The following is a 13212-nucleotide window of genomic DNA, read 5'->3' on the forward strand; positions in this document are numbered from 1 at the left end:
TGGCGCGCTCGGTCCTCAGTGCTGGAGGTGGGCGTGGTCGGCGGCGGCGCGGCCCGCGTCCCACCCGGCGGCACTGCGAATGCTGATGCCGCGGTTGCGGGTTTGGGGGAACAGGGTGTCGAAGGCTGTGTCGACCGCGAGCTGGTGGGAGGCCAGGACCGGCAGGAGTCGTTGGGGCTCGGGGGATTCCGCGATGGTGGCGGCGGTGGCGGCGGCCAGGCGTTCGCCGATGCGGGTGGCGTAGGCGATGAGGAACGCCTTGCGGAAGGCTCGGGTGCGGGCCTCGTCGGTGCGGGAAGCATTGTCGCCGTTGGCGATCATGGCCCGGGTCGCCTGCACCAGCAGCGAGGTGGACAGGATTTCGATGGCGTCGAGATCCGCGTCGTCGCCGATGACGGTCATGAAGCCCCAGGACGAGGCGAAGATGGCGCGGCAGCGGTTGGCCGTGGCGACCACGTCGATCAGCAGGGCCTTCGCGTCGGTGTACGGGGTGTCGAGCCAGATACGCCGCGCCCCGGGCAGATCCGGCACGGCGTGGTCGGCGTCGACGAGCACCCGATCCAGCGCGTACTTGGTCATCAGCTCCTGCGCCTTGGCCGAGAGGGTCTCGGCCTCCTCGGGAAAGGAGGTGGACTCGGCCTTGGCGAGCAGACCGCGCACCCGGCCGAGGACCTTCTCATCGACATGGTGGGGGACAACGACTGTCGCGCGCGCGGTGCCGGGCAAGGACCGGATGAGTTCCAGCTTCGGCAGCAGCATCAGCAGGGCGAGCGCGTCGATCACGGTGCCGAGCGCCTCGGCGGTGGTCAGCATGTGTTTCGCCGCCCACTGACCGAAATACGGCGTCGCCTCCGACCACCAGACCTCCGCGGCGAGATCACCGAGTTGAACAAGCCAGGTCTCGTCGACGGTCGCGGGCTCGAAAGGAGCCATGTAACCGGCGATCATGTCGATCAGAAACCCGACCGCGAACTCGTCGACCCGGCGTCGCGCCGCCTGCTCGAGGTCCACCGGCAGCCAGCCGTTCTCGAAGGCCCGCGTCACGATGTGCTGCCCCGCCAGGGATACCCCGCGTTCCAGTTCGGCGGCGAGCGGATCGTCGACGGCCAGCCGCTCGGCGAACGCGATGACCGGATCACCGGCGGCCGAGCCGCGGATCCCGCGCTGCGCCGCGTCCATCGCGGCCGTCATGATCGCGTTGCCGATGTCCGCGGCGGTCGGTGGCCGCCCGTCGGTCCCGGCCAGACTCGAGAAGTCGGGCCCGCCGGATCTCGCCCGCTGCTTGGCCGCCCGATGCTTGCGGTTCGGCTTACCCACGATCGGCTACCCCGCCTCGATCAGCGCGGCGCGCACCAGGTTCTGGAAATCCGTATCCGGGATGCCCGCGGCGTCCTCCGGCCGGAGCTTGATGGTGCTCTTTCCGGAGGCGAGTTCGGGATGGCGTGCCGAGAAACCACCATCGCGAGCGGGCGCGACATACAGCGACAGCCCGTGCTTCCAGGCCGCGATATGCAGACGACGCCGTCCCACCCGATAGGTCGGCATGTCGTAGGCCATCGTGACCTCGGCGTCCGGGCAGGTGCCGACGATCAGTCGGTCGAGTCGATCGAACAGCGGTTGCAGAGCGGGGTCCATCTCCTCGCGATATCGGCTCACGGCTGTGTCCATGCCCTCAATTCTTCTGCAAGGCCCCGACCAGTTCGTGCACGGGTCCCGTAGCCACCCGGATGCCTTCGTGGACGAGGATGCCGTGCCCGCAATGGCGGCCCAGCAATGCGAGGTCGTGCCCGATGGCGATGACCGCGATACCGGAGTCGGCGGCGATGCGGGCCAACAGCGCCATGACGGTCTCGGCGGTGGCGGGGTCGAGCGCGGAGGTCACCTCATCACAGATCAGGACATCGGGGCGATAGGCGAGCGCGCGGGCGATGGCGACGCGCTGGCGTTGCCCGCCGGAGAGTTCGTGTGGACGACGGGCGCGCAGGCCCGGATCCAGGTCGACGGCCGTCAGCGCGTCGGCCACGGCGGCGACGCGGTCCTGGCGGCGAATTCCGCTGCGGGCCAGCGGTCTTTCGAGGATCTGGGCAATGGTGCGGCACGGATTGAGGGTGGAGAGCGGATTCTGGGGGACCAGTTGGATCCGGGCGCGGGTGAGCTTGTCGCGGCGACGCCCGGCCAGCGGAACTGTGTGCTCGTGCAGGGCCATGCATCCGGTCGCCGTGGGTTCGAGTCCGGCGAGAATTCGTGCGAGCGTGGTCTTTCCGGCCCCCGATTCACCGAGGACGGCGGTGAGGCAGCGGGCCGGGGCGGCGAAATCGACACCGGAGAGAACCGTGCGACCGCCGCGGTCGAGACCGATTCCGCTGGCGGTCAGCAGGTTCGGGGTCGACGGCGCCTCGACCGCACCGGCAGCGGCGGCCATAGTGCGCATGCGGGGTCCGAGATGAACGTGGTGATCGGCCAGCGCGTGCAGGGTGTCCAGGTCGTGTCCGGAGACGAGAACGGTTTTGCCCTGCTCGGCCAGCTCGCGCAGCAGCTCGGAAACGGTTGCGCGGGCGCGGGTATCGAGCCCGGCGAACGGCTCGTCGATGATCAGGATCGGGGTGTCCCGCAGCAGTGCGCGGGCGAGCGCGACCCGACGCTGCTGTCCACCCGACAGCTGCGCCGGCCGCCGGTTCAGCAGTGCCGGTGCCAGCCCGACCCGGGCCAGCGCCCGCTCGACCGCCTCGGTGCCGGGTCCGGCCTTGCCGCCGGGGCCCGCCTCGCCGAGCAGCGTCCGCACCCGTTGCGTCGGGTTGAGCGCCGACCCCGGATCCTGTCCGGCGAAGCAGATCTGGTTGCGCCGCAACGCCCGCACGGATTCCGCATCGAGTCCGAGGACCTGTTGCCCGGCGACCCGCAGCGTCCCGCCGTCGTGCCCGATCGTGTCCGGAAGCCACCCCAGCATCGCCTTCATGACGGTCGTCTTGCCGGACCCCGAACCGCCGGTGAGCGCGGTGACGGTGCCCGTGGCCAGCGACATCGACAGGCCGTCGATGATCGGCGTCCCGGTGCGGCGGTCAGTGAGGGTGAGATCGTCGAGGACGACCGGCGTTTCGCTCATCGACTCCGCTCCCGGGGTTCGAAGGTTCGGATGGCGCAGGCGACGCCGATCGAGACGATGGCGATCGCCGCGGCCGGGGCGAGGACCGACCAGGGATTGAGCAGGATGCCGGAGCTGTTGTCGCGCACCATGATCGCCCAGTTCGTCTGCCCGAGCGCGGCGGGCAGTTGCAGGAACGCCGCAGTGCTGACCAGGTACACGGCCTCGACGAATCGCAGCCCGAGCTGGGCGAGAACGGTCGGTCGCAGATTCGGCAGCACCTCGCGCGCCAGCAGATACGGCAGCGATTCCCCGCTCGCGACAGCCACTTCCACATACCCGCTCGCCGCCACCGAGGCGGCCGCGGCGGCGAAGACCCGTGCCGAGTAGGGGGTGCCGATAAGGGTGGCGAGGACGACCAGCCCCACGGCTCCCGAATCGGGCCACGACAGCATGACCAGCAGCATCGCGAGGATGGGCGGCACCAACATCGAAGCGTCGGTGAGCCGTTCGACCACCACACCCAGTCGCGGACGCAACGCCGCCGTCGCACCGAGCACAGCGGCGCAGCCCGTCACCGCGACCGCGATCACCGCGGCGAGGGTGATGAGACCCCAACCGCCGGCGAGCAGATTGCTCGTCACGTCCTGGCCGAGGTGATCGGTGCCCAGCCACGCCGCGCCCGACGGCCCGGTGAAGGGAATGTCGAGACTGTCGTGCACGCCGTGCGGGGCGATCCACGGGCCCGCGACGGTAACCAGCGCTACTGCCGCGAGCACTGCGAGCAACGCGCGGAGGCCGAATCTCTTGGTGGCGTTCACAGTTGCCCCCGCAGCGACCAGCCGCGCACCAGATCCGCCACCAGCAGTACCCCGGTGATCGCCGCGCCCGCGAGCGCGACGACGGCGGCGACCACGGCCGGGTCGCGGTCGGTGACCGAGCCCGCCAGCACCGATCCGATGCCCGGATAGTTGAACACCGACTCCACCACCAGCGCGCCGCCGAGCAGCATCCCGACCGACGTCGCCAGCGAGGCGGCGATCGTGGGGGCCGCGATGGGCAGCACATGGCGGATCAGAATGCGCCGGGGCGCCAGGCCGTCGAGTTCGGCGGCGTGCACGTGCGGCAGCGTCGCGGCCTCGCCCAGGGCGGCGCGAGCGACGCGAATATTCCACGCGGACTGGGGAATCGCCAAGGCCAGCACGGGCAGCACCAGCGATGCCGGATCGGGTGCGCCGGTGGCGTCGGTGACGGTCGCCGCGGGCAGCCAGCCCAGGCCAAGGGCGAAGGTGAACACCAATACCGTGGCCACCACGAATTCCGGCACCGCCACCGCCGCGGTGGTGACCGGGTCGAGCAGCCGGGCCGGTCCACGTGGATGCAGAAACCACCACGCGCCCACCGTGATCGCGGCCAGGGTGGTGAGCGCCAACGCGATTCCGCCGAGCAGCAACGTGTTCGGGAACTTCGTCGCGAGCATCTCGTTGATCGCCGTGCCCCGCAGGCTGGTGCCCAGGTCGCCGTGCAGCAGACCCGTCAGCCAGGACCAGAACCGCAGCGGCAGCGGCCGATTCATGCCGTGGGCCGTCTCGTAGGCGGCGATCTGCTCCGGTGTCGCATCGCGGCCCAGCACCGACGCGGCACCGCCGCCCGGGAGCACCGCGACCGTGGTGAACACCACGCCAAGCACCAGCAGCAGGGTGGCCATCCGCACGGCGAGCTGATGCAGCCACGGTGTCACTTGCCGCAAGCCGTTCGGCGGCCGTAATGCCTTCGGCAGCAGTGACATCGGCACCCCTGACATGGTCACCCGGCCAGCCAGGCCCGTTCGAGTTGCACGCGCCCGTACCCGGCCAGCGTCGGCAGGTCACGCACCTTGGTCGACGCCACGTCGACGCCGTCCGCGGCGCCCCACACCAGATAGCCGCCCCGGTCGTACTCGATGCGCTGGATCTCCCGGCTGGCCGCCGCATAGGCGTTGTCGTCGGTGGCCGAGAGGGCGCGCAGGTAGGCGGCGTCGAGATCCGGGTCGTGGATCCCGGCTTCGTTCCATTTGGTCGTGGAGACCATGGTCTTGCTGGCGAAGAAGATCACCGAGTCGTTGGTGCCCCAATTCGCGGTGTACAGCGGGGCTTTCAGCCAGGTCTGGTCGTAGAAGACGTTCGCGTCCTGCACCACCACCTCCAGCTTGACCCCGGCCTCCGCGGCCTGGGTGGCGAACAGCCGCGCCGAGTCCACCTCGCCGACCGCCTCGTCCTTGGTCACCAGCTGGTAGGTGCGACCGGTGTCGAAACCGGCCTCGGCCAGCAGGGTCCGGGCCCGCGCGAGATCGCGTCCGCGCTGCGGCAGGGTGGTGTCGTAGGTCGCGTCCGCGGTGCCGAGGACATCGTTGGCGGGGCTGCCGTAGCCGGAGGTGATCTGCTTGACCATCGTGTCGCGATCCACCGCCAGCCGAAGTGCGGTCCGCACCCGGGCGTCGGCGAAAGGCCCGTCGGCCGTGCGCATCACGATCGGGATGACCACGTCGTTGGCGCGCCGCACCACCGACAGTTCCCGGCGTCCGGCCGCGGTGCGCCCCGCGACCGCGCCCACATTGGAGGCCAGATCGATCTGCCCCGCCAGCACCGCATTGGCCAGCGCGGTCGTGCTCTCGAACCGCTGCACCTCGATCGCGTCCAGCTTCGGCGCGCCACCGTGCCAGGCGTCGTTGCGTACCAGACGCGCATTGCCGTCGTGATAGGACTCCAGCCGGAACGGCCCGCTCCCGACCGCCGTGGTGAAGTCCGTCGTGCCCTCCTTGACCACAAACGTCATCAGCCGCAACAACATCGGCAGATCCCGATTCGGCGATGCCGTCGTGATCCGGACCCCGTCGACCCCGTCGGCGCTGATCGCATCCGCGGAAGCCACCGGAACCTTGGTCTCCCCGGCGATCTCGCGCAGCCGCCGCAACGACCACACCACATCCTCGGCCCGCACCGGGCTCCCGTCGTGGAACTTCGCACCCGCCGCAATGGTGAACCGCCAACTGCGCGGATCCTCCAGCTGCGTCCACCCCGAAGCGAGCCGCGGCGCGACATTCGGCTTGGCCGCGGGCACCGTCAACGCATCGAAAACCAGTGACGCGATCATGAAGTCACTGTCATTGCTCAACGTCTTGTGCGGATCCCGCTCGATCTTCGCCGACTTCCCCAACGCCCCGACCCGCAACACCCCACCGCTACGCGGCCCGTTCCCACTCGACCCCGACGACCCGCAGGCCGCAACCAACAGCCCGGCCACACCCAGCCCCGAGCCCGCGATGAACTGCCGCCGAGAAACCCTCACGAACCCACCTTCACCTCGAGCCACGCCATGTTTGGTGAGCGTAACCTAACTCGCGAGGCGGCAGGAGGCAAAGGCCGACGATCAGACCTTGGACACGCAGTAGACGCTGTCGTCGCGGTAGAAGTACAGGATCTCGCCGGTGCCAGGACAGTCCTGTGCCGTATGGCCTTTCCCGTAGACGGCACTGACCTTGTACTTGGCATCGGCCGAGGAACAGTCGACGACCTTGATATCGCGCAGGTGCGTGAAGTCGCCGCCACGGTCGAGGCAGTCGCCGAGTCCGGCGCTCTCGGCGGTCTTGGCGCAACCGGCGAGACCGGCCGAGAGTGCGATCGCGATTGCGGCGACGATGATGCGCGAGCGGTTCATGTGTTCTCCCCGAAGCGGTTCCAGATAGGACACCACCACGGTGCGATCGCGCGCCCGCTCCCGACTACAACGCTGTGTCGGAGCGGGCGGATCGGGCCAGCTCAGGAGTTCTCGCCGGAATTCCGGACCGGAACCGAAAAATGCTCAGCGGGTGGGGCGGGTGGTGGCTCGGGGGTCGTGCCAGTGGCCGAGGTCGAAGTACAGGGTGGTCATGGAGTCCCAGAGCGTGGGCCAGGGTTGCTTGGGGCCCTTGCATTTCCAGACGGCGACCATGCGGTCGATGCCGGGGATGCCCATGGGGTCGTCGAGGGTGCCGACGCGCTCGACGTCGGTGAAGTGGGAGCGCAGGCCCGGTTCGGCGGTGTCGAGGCCGACGAAGACGACCGTGGTGACCGAAGTCGGTGGGGGACCGAAGAATCCGAAGCCGCGGCTGGGGCTGTAGGTGGCGGGCAGGTCGTACTTGCCGCCGAACTCCTCGACCGCGCCGCCCTGCCAGTAGCCCTGGGTGAGGATGGCGGAGTGCGCCTTCTCCTCGGGGGTGAGGGTTTCGTAGCCGGCGTCGACGGCCGCGACCATGCGGTCCCAATTGGTGGTGCCCCAGAACGCCGAACGGATGCCGAGATCGATGGCGTTCTCGGTCTGGGTGCGCCAGCTGGACGGCAGCGGCAGCACGGTGAGCGTGCCGATGTAGGTCACCACCGTGACCACCACGAGCGGGATCACCGCCAGGTTCATCCACTGCTTGCGCGGATACTGTGCGAAACCGACGGCGCCGATCGCGAACATGGCGGGGAAGAAGCCGGTCGGGTAGTAGGGGCGGCCGTGGGTGATGACGACGAACGCGGTCATCAGCAACAGGGCGACGGCGATGAAACGGTAGGGGCGCAACGACTTCTGCTTGACGATCGCCCAGAATCCGATCGCCATCAGTACCGTGCCGAGGAACCCGGCGAGACCGAGCCACTGCGGGAAGAAGCCCGGCGGGCCGTAGCCCGTGGCGTCCTGCTCCGCGCCGATGATGCTGCCCATGGCCAGCTGCGGCCAGTTGTGCTGGGACTGCCAGTACAGGATCGGGACCAGCGACAGCGCCAGAATGCCGGTGGCGATCCACAGCGCGGGGCGGCGCAGGATCTCGCGCGGGCCGCACAGGATGACACCCACGCCCAGGCAGGCCCAGACCAGCGGGATCATCCACTTGACCTGCATGTCGAGCGCCGCAACCAATCCCGCGATGATGATCAGCCGGTCCTGGCGGGTGCGCACCCAGCGGATGAACAGCCAGGTGATCACGGCGGTCAGGGTGGCGTCGAAGGAGAAGGTGCTCAACGCGCACTGGGTGACCAGCAGGTAGGAGGTCGCGTAGGTGCCCGCGGCGAGCAGCTGGATGCGGCGGCTGCCGCGCAGTTCGTAGGCGATCAGCGCCGACACCACGATCGCGCCGACCGCCATCAGGACGGCCGGAAAGCGCACCGCCGTCACCGATCCCGGCGCCAGCACGTCCGCGAGGTGTGCGAAGAAGGCCACCACCACGCCCTGATCGGCGTAGGTGTAGTCGAGCCGGCGTCCGGCGGAGAGGAAATAGAGTTCGTCGCCGAAGAACTCGTAGCGCCCGGCGGTCACCGTCAGCACGATCGTCGAGATCGCGGCCATCACGGCGACGCCGCGGAAGGCGAACTGTGGGTGGATATCGGTAATGTCTTCCGGTTCGGTATGAACCGAAACGACCGCTGTCATGAACTGCCCCTGATGCTTTCCGACAGGCGATGCCACACTCCCTCCGGTGGCATCGCATCTGCTCGCTGACGAACTGTTTCCTCCCCGGCAGCGAACTTGATGAGCACGAGGGCTCGCAATCCTGCTCGGATTTTGCAGTTTTGCGTGACGTTAATGCGTGGCGGCGGAGTTCGCAAATGCGCTGCGGGGTCGCGGATTCCGGCCATCGACCGGATAAGTGCTGTTCAGGGGCGCTGCGTCGGTTTTGCTACGAGGCGATGACCGATTCGATGACCTATTCGGCAACGGATTTGCCCACTCATGCCGTGTGGGCCGGAAATGTGAAGGCCGCCACTCCCGTTCGGGGTGTTAACGCCGATGCTATGTGGACAAGAGGCTTTTCTCATTCGAATTTCGCGAGCGTTCTTTTTCCGTTTACTTTGCGGGGATGCGGATTCGGTAACCGATTCGATGACTGATTCGGTCCGGCAGCGGGACTCGTGGGCATGTGATAACGGTTGTCATCGGAATAGAAGATCCGCCAATGCAATCGCAGTGAGGAATGTAGATCAACATGGGCGCCATCATTGGAGTCATCATGAGTCTGTTGTCGGGAGCCGCCGGAGTGGCGAGCTCGGGATCCGCGTACGCCAACACCGAACACCGGTAAGAAACTGCGCGTCGGCCCCCGCGTGGGGCCGACGCGACCACGCGTGATGCGTTACGACGCGAGATCGTCGAGGACGGCCGGCAGGCCGACGGTGAGCATCTTGCGCCGCACGCTACCCAGCAGGGTCGACAGGAACCAGCCGCCGAGGCCGGTGAATCCGGTGTGGTCGTAGGTGAATCGGGTGCCGGTGGCCAGGGGTTCGAGGCGGTAGGTCACCTCGGTGTGGTCGCCGTCATCGCCCTGCCACGAGTAACGCAGCAGCCGTGGCTCGTCGACCTCGAGGACCTCGCAGTCGACGATGCCGCTCCAGCCCGGCTTGGGTTTCGCGATGAAACGAAATTCGGTGCCCACGACCGTGTGGAAGTTTTCGGATGCGCACCGTTGACTGGGAAGCGTCGCAGCCCGAGGGGCTTCGCGAGCGAAAGAAGCGGCTGCTGCGTGGGCAGCTGTCCGACACCGCCACCGAGATGTTCCTCGAACGGGGGTTCGCCGCGGTCAGCGTGGCGGAGATCGCGCAGGCCTGCGGGCCCATCAGCATCGGATGACCGATCGGCTGGTGGAGATCGCCACCGAGACTCTCGCTCGGCGCTGGGGGGCCGCCGCCGACGCCCCCGAATCTCATATCGCGGCGATCGCGCTGATCGGCTTGTGGCGCATCCAATCCCGCAGTCTCGACGTTCATCTGAAGGGTAACCGGGCGATCGCGAAGATCGAGCAGGCCGTGAACGCCGACGTCAAGCGCGCCGCCCACCTGCTCGAAGCGGGCATCTCGAGCACGGTGTGATCGAACTCATGGGGCCGCACCGCGCGGCGAACGGGGGTCGCCGCGGGGCGAATCCAGTCGCCCGGCTGTAACCATCTGTTCGCCGATTGATTCCCCTCACTGGTCACAGCTATTCCATTTGGAAACAACTGCACCAAATCTGCTCGGCGGCAACGGTGTTCGCTTCAAGTTTGTCGTGAAATAGCAGGTCGCTATCGACATTTCCTGTTTGCTGGATGGCGGATTTTGGCACTGTGAGACTGCCTGGTTCATCTTATGGTCGCCGTGACCGTGCGATGTCGGGTCGCGCGGGATTCTCCGGCGAAAGGTGCTCGACCATGCTGGTAGCAAGAGTGACAGTCCTCGGCCTGGCCTTCGGGATGGCCGCGATCGGTGCGGCTTCGACCCCCGCTGGAGCGGTCACGGTCACCCCCGTCGCGCTCGCCGGAACCGGCAGCGCCGCAACGGGAATCGGACTCGCCGGGCTGATCGCGAGTGGTAGTGCGGCGCTCGGTACCGGAAGTGTGGCCGTCGCCCCGTGGGCCGCAGGAGCGGGGACCGGCAGTGCCGCGCTCGGGGCGGGCAGTGCGGCGGCAGCTCCCGTCGGCGACGTATTGGGCGCGGCGGCTTTGGCATTGGGCACCGGCAGTGCGGCCGCCGGGGCCTCCGGCAGTGCCGCCACCGCGGGTATCGGCACACCGCTGGCGCTGCTGGGCACCGGCAGTGCGGCACTCGGCACCGGCAGTGCCGGACTGGCCGCCGCGGGTACCGCGACCGCACCGCTCGCCGCGTTGGCAGGCACGGGCAGCGGAGCGCTCGGCGCGGGCAGCGCCGCGGCCGCTCCGGTGGGCGCCGCCGCCGGCACCGGCATTGCCGCATTGATCGTCAGCGGCAGCGCGGCACTGGGTACCGGCAGCGCGGTATCCCCGGTCGCCGACGAAACCGGCACCGACACTGTGGAATACGAGCCGCTGGCCCTCGGCCCCGCCAGCTGATAGCGCCCGCCGTTGGTCGCCGGATTCCACGGGGATCCGGCGACGCGCGGGTAGCTTCGTTGGTATGGAGTGGAGTTTTCTTGGGGCCGAGGAACTTTTGACCGCGATGCGGGCGGGAGAGGTCACCTCGGTGGAACTGACCGAGGAGGCCATCGCCCGGATCGAACGGGACGACAAGGCGATCAATGCGATCTGCGTGCCGGACTTCGAGCGGGCGCGGGTGGCGGCGCGGGCGGCGGACGCGGCGCGGGCCCGGGGCGAGGAGCGGGCGCTGCTCGGGGTTCCGGTGACGGTCAAGGAGTCCTACAACATGGCAGGGTTGCCCACCACGTGGGGCATGCCCGCGCAGCGGGATTTCGTCCCGGACGAGGACGCGCTGGCGGTGGCACGGGTGGTCGCGGCGGGAGCGGTGGTGCTGGGCAAGACCAATGTGCCGCTCATGCTGCAGGATTGGCAGAGCTACAACGAGATCTATGGGACTACCAACAATCCGTGGGATCACAGCCGGTCGCCGGGCGGGTCCTCGGGCGGTTCGTCGGCGGCGCTGGCGGCCGGATTCGGTGCGCTGTCGCTGGGTTCCGACATCGGCGGGTCATTGCGGGTGCCGGCCCATTACTGCGGCGTCTACGCGCACAAGCCGACGCTCGGGCTGGTCGCCACGCGCGGCATGGTGCCGCCGCCGCTGCCTGCGCTTCCGGCCGATCTCGATCTCGCCGTCGCGGGCCCGATGGCGCGCACGGCCCGCGATCTCACCCTGCTGTTCGACGTGATGGCCGGACCGGATCCGCTGACCGGCGGCCTCGCCTACGACTTGGATCTGCCGTCGGCCCGGCACGAGAAGCTCTCCGATTACCGGGTGCTGATTCTGGAAGACCATCCGCTGCTGCCCTCGGGCGCGGCGGTACGGGCCGGGGTGAACCGGGTCGCCGACGCGCTGACCGCCGCCGGTGCCCGCGTCGAGCGGCACAGTGATCTGCTGCCGGATCTGACCGAAAGCGCGCGGCTCTACACCCAATTGCTGGTCTCGGGCTTCTCGATGGGCATGCCCGAGGAGCAGTACGAACAGCTGCGGACCATGGCCGCCGCACTGCCCGCCGACACCCCGGAGGCCGACGCCATCTGGTTGCGGTCCGCCGTGCTCAGCCACCGCGACTGGCTACTGGCGAGCAGTCGCCGCGAACTGGTCCGCCGGGCCTGGCGGCAGTTCTTCACCGAATTCGATGTCGTCGTCTGCCCGATCACGCCGACTCCCGCGTTCCCGCACGACCACAACCCCGATATGCGCGCCCGTCACATCGATATCGACGGCGTCGCCTATCCCTATGGCGACCAGATCATCTGGGCCGGTGTCGCGACCATGCCCGGCCTGCCCGCCACCGCGATCCCCACCGGCCTCTCCCCGGCGGGCCTGCCGGTCGGCGTGCAGCTCATCGGCCCGATGTATCAGGACCGCACTCCGCTGCGCGTGGCCGAACTGCTGGAAGAGCGGATCGGCGGATTCCGGATACCGGAGTAGCGGCAGACGTTTCGCTCGACCCTCCCGGACGCGATACCAGCATGATGGTGGGATGGCCGGGAGGATGAGCACATGCGGACATTGTTGATATTGGTCGTGATACTGGCGATCGCCGTGATCGTCGGCGACCGGGTGGGGGTCGTGTTCGCGCAGAACGAGATCGGCCGACACATCCAGACCGAGTACAACCTGACGGCGCAGCCGCGGGTGACGATCGGCGGGATACCGTTCCTGACCCAGGCCTTGAGTGGTTCCTACGGCCACATCGACGTCAAGGTCGGGGATTGGAGCGTGCAGAAGGTGTCGGTCCAGGATGTCGATGTGGCGTTGACCGATGTCTCCGCCTCGGTGGGCGACGTGATGAACGGACGCACCTCGAACTTCGTGGCGGGCACCGCCACGGCGACCGCCCTGGTCACCTACGACACCGTGCAGACCTACGCGCCCTCCAGTGTCGAGTCACTGTCCTACGGTGCGGACGGACTGTCGGTGAAGGGCAACTTCCCGGTCGGCGGCGTCTCGGTCCCGGCGACCGTGGTGGTGACCGTGACCCCCACCGACGAGGGCATCGAGATCACGCCCACGTCGGTCAAGACCGTGGCGGGCGGAATCCCGATTCCCCTGGCCTCGCTGCGGAAATCGCTCACCTTCACCGTGCCGTTGAAGCAACTGCCGCTCGGTGCCAAGCTGACCGGTATCCAGCCGGACGCCAAGGGGTTGAAGGCCACCGCGGTGGCCCAGAACGTCCACTTCAGCGAGGTGCCCGCGAACAAATAG

Annotated in this window: 14 protein-coding genes; 5 read left to right on the plus strand and 9 right to left on the minus strand. The window is 68.4% G+C overall.

The window, feature by feature from the left end:
• Positions 1–15: 15 nt before the first annotated feature.
• The 9 genes from ACYVN4_RS33765 to ACYVN4_RS33805 form a co-directional block, all read right to left on the minus strand.
• Entirely contained in the window at positions 16–1317 is a 1302-nt protein-coding gene (locus tag ACYVN4_RS33765; protein ID WP_460726134.1) for a DUF2786 domain-containing protein, read from the minus strand.
• 6 nt (positions 1318–1323) lie between these two features.
• A complete protein-coding gene (locus tag ACYVN4_RS33770) occupies positions 1324–1668 on the minus strand; it encodes a DUF1801 domain-containing protein (RefSeq protein ID WP_460726136.1) in 345 nt (114 codons plus the stop codon).
• Positions 1669–1672: 4 nt separating this feature from the next.
• A complete protein-coding gene (locus ACYVN4_RS33775; protein ID WP_460726138.1) occupies positions 1673–3103 on the minus strand; it encodes an ABC transporter ATP-binding protein in 1431 nt (476 codons plus the stop codon).
• A complete protein-coding gene (locus tag ACYVN4_RS33780) occupies positions 3100–3903 on the minus strand; it encodes an ABC transporter permease (RefSeq protein ID WP_460726140.1) in 804 nt (267 codons plus the stop codon). The genes ACYVN4_RS33775 and ACYVN4_RS33780 overlap by 4 nt, the downstream gene beginning before the upstream one ends.
• Complete coding sequence (locus ACYVN4_RS33785; RefSeq protein WP_460726141.1) at positions 3900–4871, minus strand: ABC transporter permease; 972 nt, start codon at positions 4869–4871, stop codon at positions 3900–3902. The genes ACYVN4_RS33780 and ACYVN4_RS33785 overlap by 4 nt, the downstream gene beginning before the upstream one ends.
• Before the next feature lie 17 nt (positions 4872–4888).
• Positions 4889–6409, minus strand: coding sequence for an ABC transporter substrate-binding protein (locus ACYVN4_RS33790; protein ID WP_460726143.1), 1521 nt, complete (start codon positions 6407–6409; stop codon positions 4889–4891).
• Positions 6410–6490: 81 nt separating this feature from the next.
• Entirely contained in the window at positions 6491–6778 is a 288-nt protein-coding gene (locus ACYVN4_RS33795) for an LppU/SCO3897 family protein (RefSeq protein ID WP_460726145.1), read from the minus strand.
• 144 nt (positions 6779–6922) lie between these two features.
• Positions 6923–8512 carry an ArnT family glycosyltransferase gene (locus ACYVN4_RS33800; RefSeq protein WP_460726147.1) on the minus strand — a complete coding sequence of 530 codons (1590 nt, stop codon included), beginning with the start codon at positions 8510–8512 and terminating at the stop codon, positions 6923–6925.
• A gap of 700 nt (positions 8513–9212) precedes the next feature.
• Positions 9213–9512 carry an SRPBCC family protein gene (locus tag ACYVN4_RS33805; RefSeq protein WP_460726149.1) on the minus strand — a complete coding sequence of 100 codons (300 nt, stop codon included), beginning with the start codon at positions 9510–9512 and terminating at the stop codon, positions 9213–9215.
• Positions 9513–9532: 20 nt separating this feature from the next.
• On the opposite strand from ACYVN4_RS33805, the gene ACYVN4_RS33810 reads away from it, so the two are divergent.
• The 5 genes from ACYVN4_RS33810 (at position 9533) to ACYVN4_RS33830 (ending at position 13212) form a co-directional block, all read left to right on the plus strand.
• Positions 9533–9706 carry a TetR family transcriptional regulator gene (locus ACYVN4_RS33810; RefSeq protein WP_460726151.1) on the plus strand — a complete coding sequence of 58 codons (174 nt, stop codon included), beginning with the start codon at positions 9533–9535 and terminating at the stop codon, positions 9704–9706.
• A complete protein-coding gene (locus ACYVN4_RS33815) occupies positions 9703–9945 on the plus strand; it encodes a hypothetical protein (protein WP_460726153.1) in 243 nt (80 codons plus the stop codon). The genes ACYVN4_RS33810 and ACYVN4_RS33815 overlap by 4 nt, the downstream gene beginning before the upstream one ends.
• Before the next feature lie 317 nt (positions 9946–10262).
• Positions 10263–10919 (plus strand): hypothetical protein, encoded by a 657-nt coding sequence (locus ACYVN4_RS33820; RefSeq protein WP_460726155.1) that lies wholly within the window; start codon positions 10263–10265, stop codon positions 10917–10919.
• A gap of 64 nt (positions 10920–10983) precedes the next feature.
• Positions 10984–12435, plus strand: coding sequence for an amidase (locus ACYVN4_RS33825; protein ID WP_460726157.1), 1452 nt, complete (start codon positions 10984–10986; stop codon positions 12433–12435).
• A 72-nt stretch (positions 12436–12507) separates the two neighbouring features.
• Positions 12508–13212, plus strand: a complete 705-nt coding sequence (locus ACYVN4_RS33830; RefSeq protein ID WP_460726159.1) for an LmeA family phospholipid-binding protein — start codon at positions 12508–12510, stop codon at positions 13210–13212.

The organism is Nocardia heshunensis, from assembly GCF_054782115.1.